Genomic DNA, 19,661 nt, shown 5'->3' with positions numbered 1-19,661 from the left:
GTGGGCAAGATATGGAATTTACGAAAATGCACGGACTAGGCAACGATTTTATCGTTGTATTTGGTGAAAAGGAACTTCCAGCAGATGCTGCTGAACTTGCGGTAAAATGGTGCAATCGATTCTTCGGTATCGGAGCAGACGGTCTGGTTTATATACTGCCTTCGGAGAAGGCGGATTTTCAGATGCGTATCATGAACTCGGACGGTTCGGAAGCAGAGCAATGTGGCAATGCCATCCGTTGTGTATCCAAGTATGTGTATGATCATGGGCATGTTGACCGCGAGCAGATTACGATTGAAACGATTGGGGCGGGCGTTCAGCCTGTAACGCTTAACATCCGGGACGGCAAAGTGGAGACCGTTCGCGTAGACATGGGCGAGCCGATTCTGGATGGTCTTCAAGTGCCTACAACAGTAGACGCGAATCCGGTAGTCAATCATAACATCGAAGCGAATGGACATGCATTCAAATTCACAGCGGTGTCTATGGGCAACCCTCATGCGGTCATTTACGTTGATGATGCGGTGAATTTCGATTTGACAACATGGGGGCCGCTGCTTGAGGTTCACCCGATGTTCCCGAAAAAAATCAATGTTGAATTCGCGACGGTACGTGACCGCGGATATGTAGACATGCGTGTATGGGAGCGCGGTGCGGGTCCGACACTGGCCTGCGGAACAGGGGCTTGTGCAACACTGGTATCCTCTGTGTTAAATGGTCATACCGATCGAACAGCTGTAATCAGCCTTAAAGGCGGGGATCTGAACATCGAGTGGAACGAGGCAGATAACCATGTATATATGACGGGACCGGCCGAAGTTGTTTTCAAAGGATTTACTTCATAATTTCTTGGGAAAAGTAGAAGGTTACACGGAAGAGGCCTGCAGGGCCTCTTTTTTTGTCCAAAGCAGATAATCTGTTACGAGTTGTCCGGTCATAAAGGACGAATTCAGTACATATTTCGCAGGAATGTCCACTGGAGTCGGACATACAGTAAATACCTGTGTTTTTCTTCGTTTTTAAGCATTTTTTGTGTTACATTAGTATGAAAACGATCACAGTCAGGCGGGGGGAAATGGGATGAAGGCAGATTTACGTACAGCGATGAAGCAACGTGTTCTTGTTGGGGATGGGGCCATGGGGACATTTCTATATCAAATGGGATTTCCGGTAGGGATATCTTACGAAGAGTTGAACTTGATTTCACCTGAAGTTGTGGCTGATGTACATCGCCGTTACCGTGATGCAGGCACGGATATATTCGAGACCAATACGTACTCGGCCAACTTTGACAAATTGTCCAAATTTGGACTAGAGTCCAAGGTGGAGGATGTGAACCGTGCGGGCGTACGCATCGCGAAAGAAGTAGCAGGGGCAGAGGGTTACGTTCTGGGTGCAGTAGGTTCTATCCGCGGCGGCAAACGGACAAATGTGTCTACTAGTGAATTGAAACGCTTCTATCAACAGCAGATTTTTGCGTTACTGGACGAAGGCGTAGATGGCATTCTGCTTGAAACGTTCTATGATATCGAAGAGATGGATATCGCTCTTTTGCAGGCCCGCAAGCTAAGCGACCTGCCTGTGATTGGGCAATTCGCTGTAGAGGATGTAGGTCATACGCTTGATGGTTATACGATGCCTGAAGCATTTCGTATCATGCGCGAACAGGGTGCTGACGTCATCGGTTTCAATTGCAGGTCTGGTCCGAACGGGATCATGCGCGCGATGGAAACCGTTTCTGGACGTGTCGGTGTTCCGATGTCTGTATATCCGAATGCGGGTGCGGCGGACTATGTGGATGGTCAGTTCCGTTACGGTGCAACACCGGAGTACTTCGGTCAGACTGCAATACAGTTTGCGGATCTTGGTGCGCGTATTATCGGCGGTTGCTGCGGTACAACGCCGGATCATATTACTTCGATTAAACAAGCGCTCGCGGAATACGTACCACTGCCGATTGCTGAACCTGATTCTGCGGAAGCAGCGCCACGTATCGTGCTTCATGAACATGTGGATGAACGAGCAGGACGCGGAGGCCAGCCAACGATTGTGGATCTGGTCAAACAACGTCACACGGTCATTGTAGAGCTTGATCCCCCGCGTGATCTGGACATTGCAAAATTTATGAAGGGTGCCGAAACACTTAGGGCGGCTGGAGCGGATGCCCTTACGCTTGCTGACAACTCCCTCGCTGTAACACGTATGAGTAATATGGCACTCGGACATCTGGTGCAGGATCGCACAGGACTTCGTGCACTTGTGCATATTGCCTGCCGTGACCGTAACTTGATCGGAACTCAGTCCCATATGATGGGATTTGATGCACTCGGCATTAACCATGTGCTCGCCGTTACGGGCGACCCTGCAAGGTTTGGTGACTTGCCCGGTTCAAGCTCCGTGTACGATCTAACATCGTTTGAAATCATACGAATGATTAAACAGCTGAATGATGGTGTGGCCTTCTCGGGTAAACCGTTGAAACAGAAAGCCGGCTTTGTTATTGGAGCGGCCTTTAACCCGAACGTAAAACATCTGGACAAAGCGGTACAAAGGCTTGAGAAGAAAATTGCCTCCGGGGCAGACTATATTATGACTCAGCCGGTGTATGATCCGAAATTGATCGTTGAGATGCGTGAGGCAACCAAACATCTGGACATTCCTATTTTTGTCGGTATTATGCCGCTCGCAAGCGGCCGAAACGCAGAGTATTTGCACAATGAGGTTCCAGGTATCCAGCTTTCCGATGAAGTGCGTTCACGGATGGCAGGACTGGAAGGTGAAGAGGGCCGTGCCATGGGAGTGACGATTGCAAAAGAACTACTGGATGTAGCTACAGAGCACTTCAAGGGCATCTATCTGATGACTCCGTTTATGTTCTATGGCATGACGGCAGAACTGACTCAATACGTCTGGGAGAAATCGGAGCATCAATGTCCTACTTGTTTCAACCCTAATAATCAATTACAATAGTAAAACGGATGTGATGCCGATGTCATTCAGTATGACCGGATACGGTCAATCCGCCTTTCATTTTGGCGGCTACAAGGTACAATTGGAGATCAAATCAGTCAATCATCGTTATTGCGAAGTGATGATGCGTCTGCCGAGAGAGTGGACGTATTATGAAGATGGTTTGAGAAAGATCGTACAGGGCCGCTTGAAGCGTGGGCGGATTGATGTTTATGTAATGAAAGAAAAAGAGGAAGACCAGGCTCTCCCCGCTGTTCTGAATGAGCAGGCGGTCAGGGCCTATCTGCAGGCTGCAGAGCGGCTTGAATCTCAATTTGGAATGCAGGGCAAGCCAAGTATTGTGGATATGCTGGGTCTGCCGGATGTCATGGTTCAACCGGATGGGACAAGCCCCGTTCAGGAGGAACAAAAATACGAATGGGAGCAGGTTCTGCAGGCTGGATTAAACGAAGCTCTGTCCAGTTTGGAGCAGATGCGCGCTCGTGAAGGTCTTCATCTGGCCAATGATCTGGAGCGACGGATCACCCGTCTGGAGTCACTACACACCGAGATGCTTGCACTTGCGCCTACTGTGGTGAGTGATTATCGCAATAAGTTGAGACAGCGTCTTACGGAGTTGCAGGAGGACGGCTCTTTCCCTTTTGATGAGCATAAATTGGGTATGGAAATCGCAGTCTTTGCTGATCGTTCCAACATTGAAGAGGAGCTTACGCGTTTACTTAGCCACTTTGGACAATGTAGAGAATTGTTGAAGAGCGAGGATTCGGTAGGCCGCAAGTTGGACTTCCTGATTCAGGAGATGAATCGCGAGGTTAATACGATTGGATCAAAAGCCAACCACTTGGCTCTGGTGAACCGTGTTGTCGAGATGAAAGCGGAGCTGGAGAAGATTCGTGAGCAAGCGGCGAACATCGAATGAACGGCTAAATTTCGGCAAAAGAGTCGCATGTATAGGGGGAAGAACCTGATTATGGCAATCAAACTCATTAACATTGGATTCGGTAACATCGTATCGGCGAACCGGATTATATCCATCGTGAGTCCGGAATCGGCGCCGATCAAGAGAATTATACAAGAGGCTAGAGATCGTCACATGCTGATTGATGCAACGTATGGAAGACGTACACGTGCCGTAATTATTACGGATAGTGATCATGTTATTCTGTCTGCAGTTCAGCCTGAAACGGTCGCCCATCGTCTTTCCTCGAAAGATGATGATAACGACGAATAAAATGGAGTGTAATATGTCTAAGGGATTACTGATAGTGTTGTCCGGCCCATCCGGGGTCGGGAAGGGTACAGTATGCAGTGCGTTGCGCCAACGAGTGCCGAATCTGACTTATTCGGTTTCAGCAACCACTCGTCAGCCACGTTTGGGTGAAGAGCATGGAGTAAACTATTTTTTTCACTCTCATGATGAGTTTCTGAGAATGATTGCCGAGGATCAACTGCTGGAACATGCAGAGTATGTAGGCAATTATTACGGCACTCCGCGTGATTTTGTGGAGAGAACGATCAACGAAGGCCGAGATATTATTCTGGAGATTGAGGTTCAGGGTGCACTTAAAGTGAAGGAGAAATTCCCTGAGGGGATTTTTGTCTTCCTGCTTCCTCCTTCTTTGGATGAGTTGAAGGATCGTATTCAAGGACGGGGCACGGAAAGTCAAGCGACGATTGATCACCGGATGTCTGTAGCAGTCGATGAGATCAATCTGCTAGAGCATTATGACTATGCCGTGGTTAATGATGAGATTGATTCGGCTTGCAAACGAATAGAAAGCATCATTATCGCCGAACATTGTAAGATCAATAAATAATCTCTTTTGCCGCCGCGTACAGCGATATTCATGGGGCAGTTGTCATATCATGTTAAGGTTGATGTTCATTCTGGACTGCTTCCTGTACGTGAGGACACGCAACATAAGGTTCTGTCCGGCGGCAACTTGTGATTATACTAAAGCAAAGAGGTGTTTTGTTAATATGCTGTATCCTTCAATTGATGAAATGATGAACAAAGTTGACAGCAAGTATTCCTTGGTTGTTGCTGCTTCCCGCCGTGCGAGACAGCTTCGTGAAGGTGAGAAGTCCGACCTAAGAAATGCAAAATCCCATAAACAGGTTGGCGTTGCTTTGGAAGAGATTTATGGTGATCATCTTGTTGTGATCAAAGGGCAGGACGAAGAAGAAGAGTAAGCCTCCGGGCTGCTCTTCAACTGCATAAGGCGATAGCCTAATCATTTTGACAACCGAAAGGTTGTTATTTTTTTACGAATAAGCCGAACTAGTATTTACACTTGTATTGATGTCTTAACATTATCGGGGGATATTGAACATGTTGAACGGTAAAAAAATCGTGCTTGGCGTAACAGGGGGCATAGCAGCTTATAAAGCAGCAACATTATGCAGCAAACTGGTGCAAAAGGGAGCGGATGTTCACGTCATTATGACCGCTTCGGCGACACAGTTTATTACCGAATTAACGCTGCAAACGTTGACCCGAAACGCAGTATATACAGATACATTCGATGAACGTGAACCGGCGGTTGTTTCTCATATCAATCTCGCAGACATGGCTGATCTGGTGCTGGTCGCTCCGGCAACAGCGAATGTCATTGCCAAGATGGCACACGGGATGGCTGACGATATGCTCACTACGACACTACTTGCTACGACTGCACCAGTGATGATTGCTCCTGCCATGAATGTGCACATGTATGACCATCCGGCGGTGAAACACAACATGAATCTGCTGGCTGAACGGGGCACGTTAATGATTGAGCCCGGTGAAGGGCTTCTGGCCTGCGGATATGTAGGCAAGGGGCGTTTGGAAGAACCGGAGACCATTGTGGATGTGGTGGAGCGTTTTTTTGCGCAGCGTGATGCGCGGGAAGGGATTCAGGAGTCGTTACAAGGCCGGATGCCACGGAAAGATTTGCTTTTAGATGGTAAAAAGGTTGTGGTTACCGCTGGCGGTACGATCGAGCGCATTGATCCGGTTCGTTATATTACGAATGATTCATCCGGGAAAATGGGATTTGCCATCGCCGCCGCAGCGCGTGATCTGGGGGCTGATGTGAAGCTTGTTACGGGTAACACACAGGCACAGCCGCCAGAAAATGTAGAAATCATACCTGTACAGTCTGCACAGGACATGTATGAGGCAGTAGCCCAGGAGTGGGATGGTGCGGATATCGTCATTAAAGCAGCCGCCGTCGCTGATTATCGCCCGAAAGAAGTTTATATGGAAAAAATCAAGAAAAAGGGCGATACGTTGTCGCTTGAACTTGTGAAAAATATAGATATTTTGGAGACGCTGGGCAAACGGAAGACCCATCAGTATTTGATTGGTTTTGCTGCCGAGACCCAGTCGCTCGAAATGTATGCACGTGAGAAACTGGAACGGAAAAATTGTGATCTGATCGTAGCCAATGATGTCACCCGTTCGGGAGCAGGATTTGGAACGGACACCAACGCGGTGCATATCTATGACCGTGATGGGTTGGTTGAGGAGCTTGAGCTGATGTCCAAGGAAGAAGTGGCACATCGTTTGCTCCGAATTGCGGCGGAGCGCATTGCCGGGAGGAATTAAAAGATGGAGATTGCCAAGGTCATTGTCGATGTGCCTGTGAAGCAGACCGACCGGCCTTTTGATTATCTGGTTCCCGACTCCATGAAGGAATGGATTGAGGTGGGAAGCAGGGTAGGTGTACCTTTTGGACATCGCACCGTGCAAGGGTTCGTCGTTGATCTGGTTCCCCGTACGGGAGAAGAATCATTTAAACTCAAGCCTATTCAGGAGCTGCTGGATATCGTGCCGCCACTGTCGAAGGATCTGGTGGAGCTGGCAGAATGGATGAGCGAGCGATATGCGAGCAATCGGATTTTGTCCTTGCAAGTGATGGTGCCAACCGCGCTGAAAGGAAAAGCGGAGCGCTACATTTCGCTAGGAGATGCACTGGATGCACATGCAGGAGATGAATCTTCAAACGAGGATGTTCTGTTTGTGTGGGGAGAGGAATCGACAACCGAGAAGGTACAGCAGGATATTATTCGTTTTGTCAAAAGCCGAGGACAGGTGCCCCTGCAGCAATTAAGCCGCAAGTACCCGAATCATGCAGCCATGATCAAGAAGCTGTTACTGAGCGGTGTACTATTGGAAAGCCAAGCGATTAAGGATAAGCTGAATAAAAAAACGATGAAATCTGTGAATCTGGCGGTGGATTTCGCTGCTGCAGAAGAAGCACTGTCCTCGTTCCCGGCAAAGGCTCAACGGCAGAAGGAGATTCTTTCTTTTTTGCTGGAGATGAAGGATTTGCTACCAATGCCTTTGAAGGAAGTGTTGTCTACGCTGCAAGTTTCGGCGGCAACGATTAAGGGACTTGAGGAAAAGGGTTTGGTTGTGACAGAGGACGTGGAAGTTTTCCGTGATCCGTATCAGGGCAGACGTTTTAAGCCCACAGAACCGCTGGCACTGACTGAGGAGCAGCAAAAGGTTTTCGGCAGCATCAACGGGCGTTTGCAGGAACAGCGTCACGGTGTGTTTTTGTTACATGGCGTTACCGGAAGTGGTAAAACCGAGGTTTATCTGCAGACGATTCAGCAGTGCATCAATCAGGACAGGCAGGCCATCGTGCTGGTGCCGGAAATTGCTCTTACTCCACAGATGGTAGAGCGTTTCAAAGGACGTTTTGGCGATCAGGTTGCGGTCATGCACAGCCGTCTTTCCGGCGGTGAACGTTATGATGAATGGCGTAAAATTCGGGAAGGTCAAGTGAAGGTAGCGATTGGTGCGCGTTCTGCGGTGTTCGCTCCCTTCAGCCGTCTGGGACTGATTATTATGGATGAAGAACATGAGACCTCCTATAAACAGGAAGAAACGCCGAAATACCATGCGCGTGATGTGGCTGTCAAAAGAGCACAACAGCATCAGGCCGTGGTGGTTCTGGGTTCGGCCACGCCTTCGCTGGAAAGTTATTATGCTGCGCGTTCGCAAAGCAATGATGATTTTGCTCCTCTCTTGCTTGAAATGCCTACAAGGGCGCTTGGCAACAATCTGCCAGCTGTGCGAATCATCGATATGCGTGAAGAACTGAAGGATGGCAATCGTTCCATGTTCAGCAGAGCATTACACAAAGGGTTGGAAGAACGCCTGGAGCGCGGAGAACAGACGGTTCTACTGCTGAATCGGCGCGGATATTCAACCTTTGTGATGTGCCGGAGCTGTGGATATGTGGCGGGCTGTCCTGAATGTGATATCTCTTTGACATATCATCAGCGTTCCAACAATTTACGCTGTCACTATTGCGGGTATGCAGAAGCGGCGCCCGAAACGTGCCCGGATTGTGGAAGTGAGCATATTCGCTACTTTGGTACAGGAACACAACGGGTTGAAGAGGAACTGGCCAAGCTGTTTCCAGGGATACGGGTAATCCGTATGGATGTGGATACAACGACGGAGAAAGGCGCGCATGAGAAGCTGTTAAAACAGTTCCGGGAGAAGAAAGCCGATGTGTTGCTTGGAACCCAGATGGTTGCCAAGGGGCTCGATTTCCCTGATGTGACGCTCGTTGGAGTCATCACCGCGGATTCAGCGCTTAACTTGCCTGATTTCCGTGCTGCCGAGAAAACCTTCCAACTGCTGACACAAGTGGCAGGCCGGGCGGGCCGTCATCAATTACCGGGAGAAGTATTTGTGCAGTCCTATACGCCAGAGCATTACTCCATCGGACATGCAAGCCAGCATGACTATGTATCTTTTGTGAAGGAAGAGTTGTTGCACCGCAGAAATTTACAGTATCCTCCCTACTGCCGTCTGATTCTGGTGACGTTCTCTCACGAACAACTTCCTGTTCTGATTCGACTAGCTGAAAACTATACCCGATTGCTGAAAGAGAAGGCGAATGCTGCCGGATGGCTGGGCAGTCTGGATCGTTTCAGTAACGAAGCCTTTGATGTGCTTGGCCCTGTAGCTTCTCCAATTCCAAGGATCAAGAATAGATACCGATTCCAATGTATGATAAAATGGCGTGGGGATGTGGATGCCATCGGTCTGGCTCTGGCAACGGCCCGGCACATGGACGATGATGTTCAGGCCCAGAAGCTGCTGATTAGCCTTGATGTAGACCCGCAGATGTTAATGTAGACATTTTACAGCATTTTGAGGCGAAAAATGTGGATGTGAACAAGCGGTATAAACATAGATTAATATCAACAACGAAATAGAGAATATTGTCTAGAAACTATGATGAGAATTAGGAAGGTGCTTACAACATGTCGATTCGTATTATCGTTAAAGAACCAGATGAGGTGCTTCACAAAAGAGCCAAGGAAGTTACCAAAGTTACACCTAATGTACAAAAGCTGCTTGATGATATGGCAGACACAATGTATGACGCAGAAGGGGTAGGTCTTGCGGCTCCGCAGGTCGGCATTCTGAAACGTTTGATTGTGATTGATGCAGGAGATGAGCAAGGGCTGATCAAAATGATTAACCCGGAAATTATTTCCAGTGAAGGAGAACAGTTCGGACCTGAAGGTTGCTTAAGTATTCCAGGGATTAACGGAGATGTCCGTCGTTTTGAGACGGTTACCGTGAAAGGACTGGATCGTGAAGGCAATGAACTGATTATTACAGGTAGCGGTCTGTTGTCCCGTGCGTTTCAGCACGAAATTGACCATTTGGACGGTGTGCTCTTCACAGATATCGCTGAAAAAGTATATGAAATTACCCCAGAGCAAACTGGACCGCGTCGCAATTAAGGAGTGATCGATTTGAATATTGTCTTTATGGGAACACCTGAATTCGCCGTTCCTTCTCTGGATATGTTGATGGCGGAAGGATACCGTGTGGTAGGCGTGGTAACACAGCCGGACAAACCGCAGGGAAGAAAAAAAGTGCTTACACCTACACCGGTCAAGGCCGCAGCTGAACGCCACGGTCTGCCGGTGTTTCAGCCTGTCAAACTTCGTGATCCGGAAGCGGTAGCCCGCCTTGCGGAATGGAAACCGGATTTGATCGTCACTGCCGCATTTGGACAGATTCTTCCCAAAGCGGTGTTAGATATGCCGGTTCGCGGCTGTGTGAACGTACACGGGTCTCTTCTGCCTAAATATCGCGGAGGAGCTCCGATACAACGTTCTATCATCAACGGAGAATCCGTCACAGGGGTCACGTTGATGTATATGGCAGAAGGTCTGGATACCGGGGATATGATCTCTCGTGTGGAAGTACCAATCACGGATGAAGATACATCCGGCACGATGTTTGCCAAATTGAGTGAGGCCGGCTCCAAGTTGCTCCAGGCGGAGATGCCGCGTCTCATCGCAGGCGAAACGACAGCTGTTCCACAGAATGATGAGGAAGCTTCCTATGCTCGTAATCTGACACGGGAAGACGAGAAGATGGACTGGAATCGTACATCCCGTGAATTGTTCAATCAGATTCGTGGTCTGGTCCCTTTTTCGGGTGCATTCACGATGTGGGATGAACAGGTATTTAAAGTTTGGGCAGCAGCCAATCCAGATCAGGTGGCGAATGAAGCTTCATCTGTTTCCAATGTTGGACAAGCCGTGCCTGGAACCGTGTTGCAATTGAACAAATCAGGCATAGAAATCAAGACAGGCAATGGTTCTTTGTGGCTGACAGAAGTACAACCTGCTGGCAAAAAAGTAATGCAAGCTGCCGACTTTGCTCGCGGTGGAACATTGAAACCTGGTATGGTGCTGCGATGAGTACTTCAAAATCAGGACATTCTTCAGGAAAAGAACGTAAGGCAGCAGGCAACGGCAACGCAGGGAGCCAAGCCAGTCGTCGTCAGACTCATGATCGTGTGCAGAAACCGAAGACATCCGCTCGTGCACTCGCTGTCAAGGTACTGAGCGCGGTGGAGCAGGACGGAGCATACAGCAATCTGGAACTGAACCGCCGTCTCAAAGAAGCAGATCTTAGTTCTGCAGATGCAGGACTCGCTACGGAACTGGTGTATGGAACGATTGCAAGACGAAACACGCTGGATTATTATCTGGAGCGTTTTGTTGCCAAAGGAACAGCAAAGTTACAGCCTTGGGTACGTAGTTTGCTTCGGATCAGTGCGTATCAATTGATCTACCTGGATCGAATTCCGGAACATGCCGTCGTCAGCGAAGCAGTAAACCTGGCAAAGAAACTTGGTCATCAGGGAATCTCGGGTATGGTTAACGGCGTGCTGCGGAATATGATTCGAAACAAGGAGCAGTTGCATGTTCCCTCGCATCTGCCGGTTGCTGAACGGATCTCATTGGAGCATTCTCACCCGCTGTGGATGGTGGAGCGGTGGATTGCTCAATATGGGGAAGAGACAACAGAAGCCATCTGCCGTGCGAATAATGAACCTCCAGCAGTGAGCGTACGTGTGAACACGACCATGACAACACGGGACAAGCTGATGGAGGAGATGGCAAGCACAGGGGCAGTGGTTGAAGCTTCGCATCTTAGCCCGGATGGTATTCTGGTTCGAAGCGGAGGCAATATGGCTCTTACGTCCTGGTATCGGGACGGACTTTTCTCGGTTCAGGACGAAAGTTCTATGCTGGTCGCTGAAGCCGTAGCGCCGGAAGAGGGACAAGACGTGCTGGACTGTTGTGCAGCTCCAGGCGGCAAGACAGCTCATATCGCAGAGAAAATGCGGGACCGTGGACGCATTATAGCTAACGATGTTCATGCTCATAAACGCGAGCTTATTCTGGATCAGGCTGAACGTCTTGGATTAAGCTGCATTGATGCGGTAACCGGGGATGCACTTGATTTAAACCAGCGCTATGCCGAGTCATCATTTGACCGGATTTTGCTGGATGCACCGTGCTCAGGGCTAGGGGTCATTCGTCGCAAGCCGGACGTGAAGTGGACTAAATCCTCATCCGACATTGAAGACATCTCCAGTTTGCAGCGAGAACTTTTGGATTGCGTTGCGCCATTGCTCAAACCAGGTGGTATTCTGGTATACAGCACTTGTACCATTGAATCGGCAGAGAACGAGGATATGGTGGCGGACTTTTTGGACCGTCATCCGGAGTATAAGGCTATCGAAACATCGGCATGGTCACAGCCAGGAACCAGGGACTGGAGGGCTGTGAATGGTGGTGTTCAGATTTTGCCGCAATATGCTCACAGTGACGGTTTCTACATCGCAAGGTTGACAAGAACGGCTAATTAAACGTTTAATAGAGCACTGAAGGAAGGCCGCCGAGGAAAACCCTCGGCGGATTTCTTTGTGAGAGGCGACTTGGTAGATTACTAACTAGTTTATAAAACGATGTCAGGATGCGATGGTAACAATGAGATGTTATAATGCATGAAGAACGGGTCTCGAGGGTATACATGGATGTAAAGTGCCGTTTGTGATAGAATAGGACGAATGCAGTAAAACGCTGGAAAGCAAAAGAAATGTAAAAGAAATGCAAAAGAAGTGCAAGTGAAAAGAAAAAAGGAATAGGTGTTGAAAACAAAATGAAACCTTTTATATACGATTTTTCCCTGGAGCAACTGCAGCAATGGGCTGTGGAAAACGGGGAACCAGCGTTTCGCGGCGGTCAGATCTTTGACTGGATTTATGTGAAACGTGTTAATGATTTTAGTGAAATGACAAATCTCTCCAAGTCGCTACGCGAGAAGCTCGCAGAGCAGTTTGAATTCGTAACCCTTAAGGAAATTACGAAGTTCGAGTCCAAGGATGGCACGGTGAAATTCCTTTTTGGTCTGCATGATGATCATGCGATTGAAACGGTTATTATGAAACATAACTACGGGAACAGCATCTGTGTAACCACACAGGTTGGTTGCCGGATTGGCTGTACGTTCTGTGCATCCACGCTCGGGGGGCTGAAACGTAACCTGACAGCCGGAGAGATCGTGGCTCAGGTTGTACAGGCTCAGAAAATTCTGGATGAGCGCGGTGAACGTGTCAGCAGCATCGTGATCATGGGTTCGGGTGAACCTTTTGAAAACTATGAAGCAACGATGACGTTCCTGCGGATTATGATTCATGAAAAAGGTCTGAACATTGGTCAGCGACATATCACGGTGTCTACAAGCGGAATTGTGCCGAACATCTACAAGTTTGCAGATGAAGACACGCAAATTAATTTGGCTATTTCGATTCATGCACCAAATGATGCCTTGCGTTCGAAACTGATGCCGGTGAACCGTCGTTTCCCATTTGATGATGTGATGGAGTCTCTTCGCTATTATCTGGCTAAGACGGGCCGAAGAATTACGTTTGAGTACGCATTGATCGGCGGTGTCAATGACCAGCCAGAGCATGCGGCAGAACTGGCAAGTGTGCTCAAAAACATGTTATGCCATGTCAATCTGATTCCGGTAAACCATGTGCCTGAACGCAAATATGTTAGAACATCAAGAAGTGATATTTTTAACTTCCAGAGAATTCTCTCGGAACAGGGAGTTAATGTAACGATTCGCCGTGAACAGGGACATGATATTGCTGCCGCTTGCGGCCAGCTTCGTGCAAAGCATATGGAGTTGAGGTGAGAGCGTTTTGATCAAAACAGTTCATGTGAGCCATATCGGACGAGTACGTTCGGTGAATGAAGATTCAGCCTGGATTCGGAATCTGGATACAGGATATATTCTGGGAATCGTTGCAGACGGCATGGGTGGACATCTTGCTGGAGATACGGCAAGTCGCCTTGCAGTGGAGACGCTGGTAGAGGATCTGGCAACACTTGAGCCAGGTTTGTCCCATGCTTCCCTGTCAGCTGCGCTTAGCGATGCGATTCTTCATGCGAATGAAGTCATATTCCGCACAGCATCCACGGACGATAAGTATCATAATATGGGGACGACAGTTGTTGCCGCTCTGTTAAATGATGCGGAAGGTGTGATTGGACATATTGGGGACAGCCGTGCATACAAAATTGCAGGCAAGGAAGTATTCCAGCTGACTGAAGACCACACACTGGTGAATGAATTGTACAAAAATGGTCAGATTAGCAAGGAGGATGTAACTCATCATCCACGTCGCAATGTGCTTACCCGTGCACTTGGCACTGATGCCGAAGTGAAGGTGGATATGGATGCCGTGCGACTGGAAGAAGGGGAAGTTCTGCTTCTCTGCAGTGACGGACTCAGTAACCTGGTCAGCAATGAGCAGATTATTCAGGTTGCGGGTAACCTTGAACTTCCACTGGAAGATCGTGCCGATCGACTGCTACAGCTGGCACTGCTTGCTGGAGGAGACGATAATATCACTGTCGCTTTATTTGAACCTCAGCAACAAGATGCCCTAGAAGCGGAAACGGGGTGTGAGTCATGATTGGGCACCAGCTAGGCGGACGCTATGAAGTCATTGAGCGTGTCGGCGGTGGCGGCATGGCTTTGGTTTACAAAGCTCAAGATTTGCTCTTGAACCGAAATGTGGCAATTAAAGTACTCAGACAACAGTTTGTTCATGATGAAGAGTTTATCCGCCGTTTTCGGAGAGAGGCACAATCAGCGGCATCGTTGTCACATCCGAATGTCGTCAGCATCTATGATGTGGGTCAGGAAGATGACGTGCATTATATTGTTATGGAGTACGTTGAAGGCAAAAATTTAAATGAAATTATTAAGGAACGTGCGCCTCTGCAGGTCGACGAAGCGGTACACATTGCTTCCCAGATCGCGGATGCACTGGATCACGCGCACCATAATCAGATTATTCACCGGGACATTAAACCGCATAACATATTAATTGGCCGGAATGGCCGGGTAAAAGTAACAGATTTCGGGATCGCGCGTGCTGTTACCTCTACAACGATTACACAGACTGGCTCTGTCGTGGGCTCAGTGCATTATTTCTCACCAGAGCATGCCAAGGGTATTGTGACTGGGGAGAAGTCGGACTTATATTCTCTTGGAATTGTACTCTATCAAATGCTTACAGGACAGCTTCCTTTTCTTGGGGAAAGTCCAATTAGTGTAGCCTTGAAACATTTGCAGGAAGAGTTTGATGAACCACGCAAATTCAATCCGCTCATTCCGCAAAGTGTGGAAAATGTCATTCTGAAATCCATGCGTAAAAATCCGCAGGAGCGATATCAATCGGCGAAAGAAATGCAGCATGATCTGGAAACATGTCTTATGCCAGAGCGCCGCAATGAGTCCAAGGTGGACTTTCCGGATGAGGATGATATCGATCAGACCCGTGTAATGCCGGCCATCAAACCGGAGCCTCGTGGAATGAAATCTACTGGAGCGGTGCCTGTGATGGAAACAGATCATGAACAGAGCGCAGGTAAACCGAAGCAGAAAAACTGGAAAAAACCAACGCTGATCATATCATTGACTGTTCTTCTTTTGATCGCCATGGTTGGAGTGGTATGGTATGTCAAAGGTATGCTTGTTGTACCTGAGGTAACGGTGCCTAACGTAGTCAATCAGACAGAAGAAAAAGCCCGCCAAATGCTGGAGGAACAGGGCTTGGTGGTGAGCAACGAAGTCATTCGACAGTACAAAGAAAATGTAGATCCAGGCATTGTCTTTGATCAGAGCAGGAATGAAGGCGACGTGGTCAAAAAAGGCTCTGAGGTTCAGCTAAGTGTTGGCGCGGAAAAAGAAATGGTGAAGATGATTGATGTCAAGCAGGAGCCTTATACTGAAGCGGTCAAAAAACTGACTGCGCTTGGTATTAAAGAAGACCAGATCAAGCGTAAAGATGATTTTTCTAATGAAGTCGATTCAGGCTCTGTCATTTCCCAGACGCCTGGTGTAAATGAAGAATTTGATCCTGAAACTGTTGAGATTGAGTTAACGGTGAGCAAGGGCGCAGAAACGGTCAAAATGCCTGATTTGAAAAATCATACGCGCAGTGAAGCAGAACAAATGCTGAAAGAGAAAGGACTTGTGCTTGGACAGGTTCAAGAGGAGTCCAGTTATACCGTAGAAAAGGGCAAAGTAACCCAGCAATGGCCTGTGGAAGCGGGGACGGATGTTAGCCCTGGCGACAAAATTACAATTTTTATCAGCACAGGTTATCCGGATCAGGCACTGGAATATCCGTTTAACATCAACGTATCGCCAAAAGAAGTGGGTAAAAATAGTAAAATTCGCATCACCTATGAAGATGCGCGCGGTAAAAATCAGGAGTGGGGCACACGCACAATTAATTCTGCTCAAGTCTTGACGATACCGCTTGTGCTTGCACCGAATGAAAATGGGGCTGTGTCCGTTTATCGTGATGGTAAATTTCTGGATACGTACGTCGTATCCTACAGTGAAGCGAAGAATGGTACGGTGAATGTACCTTCCATCGATCCGGAACAGAGCACGCAAGCACCGCCAGCCAATACCCCTGATCCGGGGAATGGTGACAATGGGGGCAACGTGGATAATGGCCAGGAAAAAGAACCTGACTCCACCCCTGTTGATGGGGAAGGGGACAATCAGGAAGGCGACACTTCAGCAATGAAGACGGATAAGGGCCCAGGAAAGCATAAAGAGGATAAGAAAAAAGGAGTTATCAACGCATCAGGCCGTCCATAAGGACGGCTTATGCTGACGTAAGGAAACAATGTGAGTGATCAGAAGGAGGGCGACGGAGTTGTGCCAGAAGGTATCATCGTTAAAGCATTAAGTGGTTATTACTATGTCATGCCAGTGGAAGACAACGGGGTTCCTTCGGCTGAAGGTTCCGCCGTTCAATGCAGAGCCAGAGGCATTTTTCGTAAACGAGGCACTTCTCCGCTTGTGGGTGACCGAGTAAGTTACATGCTGACAGAGAACGGGGAAGGAACGGTAGACGAAATTCACAAACGCGAGACCGAATTAATTCGTCCCCCGGTGGCGAATGTCAGCTTGGCAGTCCTGTTATTTTCGGTCAAAGAGCCTGATATGAATCTGAATCTCCTGGATAAGTTTCTTGTTCATATTGAGCAAGCCGGACTCGATGCCCTTATCGTGCTGACGAAACAGGACCTGATTGATTCAGAAGCTGAGGATCGGGACATCGTGGCTGAAGTAAAGGCAATGTACGAGCAGATAGGCTACGAAGTCATATCAACCAGTTCACGGACTGGAGAAGGCAGTGAGTTGCTAAGAGAACGCCTTGCGGGCAAGATTAGTGTATTTTCCGGTCAGTCTGGTGTTGGAAAATCTTCCATGCTGAATGCATTGATGCCAGGACTTACCCTGGAGACGAGTGCAATCAGCATGCGTCTCGGGCGCGGGAAACATACGACCAGACATGTGGAACTCATTCCACTCGATAATGGCGGATTTGTTGCGGATACACCGGGATTCAGCCAGCTGGACTTTTTGGAGATTGGCGTGGAGGAATTATCCACTTGTTTCCGTGAGTTTGCCCAGTTTGCTGATCAGTGCAAGTTCCGTGGTTGTACGCATACGCATGAACCAGCCTGCAAGGTGCTGGCGGCCAAGGAGGAAGGTTTGATCTCGGAAAGTCGTTATCAGCATTATGTTCAGTTCCTGACTGAAATGAAAGATAAGAAGCGGAGGTATTAATATGATAAAAATTGCCCCATCGATATTATCAGCGGATTTTGCCAAGCTGGGTGCAGAGGTTGCCGAAGCACAAGCAGCTGGCGGAGATTGGATTCATGTTGACGTAATGGACGGGCACTTCGTCCCTAATATTACACTCGGTCCTGCTATTGTAAAGGCCATTGCACCTCATACAACGTTGCCACTCGACGTTCATCTGATGATTGAAAATCCGGAACGTTACGTGGAAGAGTTCGCTAAAGCCGGCGCAGCGGTAATTACGGTTCATGCTGAGGCGTGCGTGCATCTGCACCGTGTCATTCACCTCATTAAAGAGCAGGGAATTAAGGCAGGGGTTGCTCTTAATCCTGGTACTCCAGCAAGTGCAATTCAGGAAGTACTGGACGATGTAGACATGGTTCTTGTCATGACTGTGAATCCTGGTTTTGGCGGACAAGCATTTATTTCCGGTACGATGAACAAAATCAAGCAGATTCGCACATGGCTGAACGAGAGAGGACGTCATGACGTACATATCGAGGTAGACGGCGGTATTGCTGCAGATACAGCTCCACTCGTTGTGGAAGCTGGTGCCGATGTCCTGGTCGCTGGCAGTGCCGTATTCGGACGTGAAGACCGCGCTGCTGCAATTGCCGAGATTCGTAGCAGTTACGAGGGTTAATTCATGACTTTCAAAGAGACATTGCTGACAATGGCGGGAAGCATGACTACGGGGCTGGTACTTGCACTGTTTTCAGTTCTCCAGGCTCCATTTAATGCGCTAACGTCGTTAATTGGTGTCGCCGTAGTTATCATGTATTTCCGAAAGTTTGATCGGAAGGGACATCGGATTACTTTTGTCATTTTCAGCATACTGTATTATCTCATGAGTGTTTTTATGATCGCTGTGTACCAGTACATCCCTACTCAAACGTAAATGGGCTGATCTCGGGCTTGTCATTGTGGAATAGGGACAGCAGGTTCCGCATAAATATGGTTACATGAGCAGGTTTCTCATGTAGCCTTTTTTGTCGTGTTTGGGTGAAAAAGGCCTGAAGCATAGGATACGGCGGATGCATGAGCATGATGGGGAGGGTGAAGTATGAAATTTTACACATTCAAACTGCCGAAGTTTTTGGGAGGGTTTGTAAAGGCGATCCTGAATACGTTTCAAAAGAACTGATCTGATTAACAGCACAGTTAGTCGAATACCGCCGTTTTGGCTCCACGCTCATCTGGAGAACCAGATCTGTATGATGTGCCATGCGGCGGCCATTCCTATGTGTTGGACATGTGCTTTTTGGAACACCAAAAAAGCACCTGCAAGGAACAAGGTGCTTTTTGGAACACCAAAAAAGCACCTGCAAGGAACAAGGTGCTTTTTGCTTACCCGATTTATAGTAGCTTTGCGTGATTATACGCGAGTCACTTTACCGGCTTTCAGTGCACGGGTGCTTACGTATACACGTTTTGGTTTGCCGTTCACGAGAATACGAACCTTCTGAACGTTTACGCCCCAAGAACGACGGTTACGGTTGTTAGCGTGGGATACGTGGTTACCGGTGCCCGGTTTCTTACCTGTCACATAACATTTGCGAGACATAGATTACACCTCCTATCCTAAAATAACCAGTGCCTTTGGGAGAGACAAAACGTCATTCCATAAGGACTTAATTGTTCTTTCCTGATCCTAAAGACCAGGCTTCAGTAGCTAATGGGTTGTTCAAGCCGGCGTGGCCGGATCATTTCCATTACTTAACCTGCATAAAACAATACTTAAATATAATATCATAATCAAAAAAGCTTCGTCAACTGATCCAAAAACTTTATTTATTTCTCTTGTCTAATATAGTACAATGTTGAATAGTCCATAGTACAGCCACGAATAGGCTGTTGCCGCGGGAAGCCGGAGAAAAAACCGTACGTAGAGGTTGGAGGTTTGCTTTTTTGGCAACGCTGTGAGATGCGGCATTCCATCATTGGCACCAGTCTCCATGCGGCATTCATGTCGGCTTCTGATACCGGTGCATATCCCTATGCCCGCATAACGGGTTGCAGAGAATGCAGGATATTGGTAGCCCGGCCGCCCAGACCGTTTATCCGGCTGACATGTTGTATTGTATGCCTGTGCCGGACAAGGTATGGACGAAGAATAACGCAGCCGCGTTAGCGCATGAACAGACCAAATTGATTCTTGGTGCAAGTTGTTCGTGTATCA

Annotated in this window: 20 protein-coding genes; 18 read left to right on the top strand and 2 right to left on the bottom strand. The window is 48.2% G+C overall.

The features are described 5' to 3' along the window. Window positions 1-11: 11 nt before the first annotated feature. From dapF to spoVM, 18 genes are all read left to right on the top strand, one after another. Window positions 12-845: a diaminopimelate epimerase gene (gene dapF, locus FS818_RS11630; protein ID WP_145331921.1), complete on the top strand. Its 834-nt coding sequence runs from the start codon at window positions 12-14 to the stop codon at window positions 843-845. Window positions 846-1,080: 235 nt separating this feature from the next. Continuing rightward, a complete protein-coding gene (locus FS818_RS11625; protein ID WP_145331920.1) occupies window positions 1,081-2,970 on the top strand; it encodes a bifunctional homocysteine S-methyltransferase/methylenetetrahydrofolate reductase in 1,890 nt (629 codons plus the stop codon). Between the two features lie 19 nt (window positions 2,971-2,989). Next, window positions 2,990-3,889 carry a YicC/YloC family endoribonuclease gene (locus FS818_RS11620; RefSeq protein ID WP_145331919.1) on the top strand — a complete coding sequence of 300 codons (900 nt, stop codon included), beginning with the start codon at window positions 2,990-2,992 and terminating at the stop codon, window positions 3,887-3,889. A gap of 51 nt (window positions 3,890-3,940) precedes the next feature. Beyond that, entirely contained in the window at window positions 3,941-4,201 is a 261-nt protein-coding gene (gene remA, locus FS818_RS11615) for an extracellular matrix/biofilm regulator RemA (protein WP_006209218.1), read from the top strand. A 13-nt stretch (window positions 4,202-4,214) separates the two neighbouring features. Then, complete coding sequence (gene gmk / locus FS818_RS11610; RefSeq protein ID WP_123062363.1) at window positions 4,215-4,787, top strand: guanylate kinase; 573 nt, start codon at window positions 4,215-4,217, stop codon at window positions 4,785-4,787. Window positions 4,788-4,950: 163 nt separating this feature from the next. Next, entirely contained in the window at window positions 4,951-5,163 is a 213-nt protein-coding gene (rpoZ, locus tag FS818_RS11605; protein WP_145331918.1) for a DNA-directed RNA polymerase subunit omega, read from the top strand. Window positions 5,164-5,302: 139 nt separating this feature from the next. After that, a complete protein-coding gene (coaBC, locus tag FS818_RS11600) occupies window positions 5,303-6,559 on the top strand; it encodes a bifunctional phosphopantothenoylcysteine decarboxylase/phosphopantothenate--cysteine ligase CoaBC (RefSeq protein WP_145331917.1) in 1,257 nt (418 codons plus the stop codon). 3 nt (window positions 6,560-6,562) lie between these two features. Beyond that, on the top strand, window positions 6,563-9,112 hold the full coding sequence (gene priA, locus FS818_RS11595) for a primosomal protein N' (RefSeq protein ID WP_145331916.1): 2,550 nt from the start codon (window positions 6,563-6,565) through the stop codon (window positions 9,110-9,112). Between the two features lie 128 nt (window positions 9,113-9,240). Further along, on the top strand, window positions 9,241-9,729 hold the full coding sequence (def, locus tag FS818_RS11590) for a peptide deformylase (RefSeq protein WP_123062359.1): 489 nt from the start codon (window positions 9,241-9,243) through the stop codon (window positions 9,727-9,729). Window positions 9,730-9,741: 12 nt separating this feature from the next. Then, window positions 9,742-10,701: a methionyl-tRNA formyltransferase gene (gene fmt / locus FS818_RS11585; RefSeq protein WP_145331915.1), complete on the top strand. Its 960-nt coding sequence runs from the start codon at window positions 9,742-9,744 to the stop codon at window positions 10,699-10,701. Next, window positions 10,698-12,161 carry a 16S rRNA (cytosine(967)-C(5))-methyltransferase RsmB gene (gene rsmB / locus FS818_RS11580; protein ID WP_145331914.1) on the top strand — a complete coding sequence of 488 codons (1,464 nt, stop codon included), beginning with the start codon at window positions 10,698-10,700 and terminating at the stop codon, window positions 12,159-12,161. The genes fmt and rsmB overlap by 4 nt, the downstream gene beginning before the upstream one ends. A gap of 293 nt (window positions 12,162-12,454) precedes the next feature. Further along, complete coding sequence (gene rlmN / locus FS818_RS11575; protein WP_145331913.1) at window positions 12,455-13,495, top strand: dual-specificity RNA methyltransferase RlmN; 1,041 nt, start codon at window positions 12,455-12,457, stop codon at window positions 13,493-13,495. 7 nt (window positions 13,496-13,502) lie between these two features. Further along, window positions 13,503-14,279 (top strand): Stp1/IreP family PP2C-type Ser/Thr phosphatase, encoded by a 777-nt coding sequence (locus FS818_RS11570; RefSeq protein WP_145331912.1) that lies wholly within the window; start codon window positions 13,503-13,505, stop codon window positions 14,277-14,279. Next, a complete protein-coding gene (gene pknB, locus FS818_RS11565; RefSeq protein WP_145331911.1) occupies window positions 14,276-16,486 on the top strand; it encodes a Stk1 family PASTA domain-containing Ser/Thr kinase in 2,211 nt (736 codons plus the stop codon). The genes FS818_RS11570 and pknB overlap by 4 nt, the downstream gene beginning before the upstream one ends. Window positions 16,487-16,546: 60 nt before the next feature. Continuing rightward, window positions 16,547-17,464, top strand: coding sequence for a ribosome small subunit-dependent GTPase A (gene rsgA, locus FS818_RS11560; RefSeq protein ID WP_145331910.1), 918 nt, complete (start codon window positions 16,547-16,549; stop codon window positions 17,462-17,464). Window position 17,465: 1 nt separating this feature from the next. Then, window positions 17,466-18,125, top strand: coding sequence for a ribulose-phosphate 3-epimerase (gene rpe, locus FS818_RS11555; protein WP_145331909.1), 660 nt, complete (start codon window positions 17,466-17,468; stop codon window positions 18,123-18,125). Between the two features lie 3 nt (window positions 18,126-18,128). After that, window positions 18,129-18,380, top strand: a complete 252-nt coding sequence (locus FS818_RS11550; RefSeq protein ID WP_145331908.1) for a hypothetical protein — start codon at window positions 18,129-18,131, stop codon at window positions 18,378-18,380. Window positions 18,381-18,545: 165 nt separating this feature from the next. Next, window positions 18,546-18,626, top strand: coding sequence for a stage V sporulation protein SpoVM (gene spoVM / locus FS818_RS11545; protein WP_019424875.1), 81 nt, complete (start codon window positions 18,546-18,548; stop codon window positions 18,624-18,626). Between the two features lie 231 nt (window positions 18,627-18,857). Here spoVM and rpmB read toward each other — a convergent pair whose 3' ends face one another. Together rpmB and FS818_RS28770 are read right to left on the bottom strand one after the other, a co-directional pair. After that, on the bottom strand, window positions 18,858-19,046 hold the full coding sequence (rpmB, locus tag FS818_RS11540; protein ID WP_024631107.1) for a 50S ribosomal protein L28: 189 nt from the start codon (window positions 19,044-19,046) through the stop codon (window positions 18,858-18,860). Between the two features lie 240 nt (window positions 19,047-19,286). After that, window positions 19,287-19,646: a hypothetical protein gene (locus tag FS818_RS28770; RefSeq protein WP_186375466.1), complete on the bottom strand. Its 360-nt coding sequence runs from the start codon at window positions 19,644-19,646 to the stop codon at window positions 19,287-19,289. Window positions 19,647-19,661 lie beyond the last annotated feature (15 nt).

This window comes from Paenibacillus xylanexedens, from assembly GCF_007680605.1.
Classification (GTDB): Bacteria; Bacillota; Bacilli; order Paenibacillales; family Paenibacillaceae; genus Paenibacillus; species Paenibacillus xylanexedens_B.
This window is presented reverse-complemented; position numbering and strand designations above follow the sequence as displayed.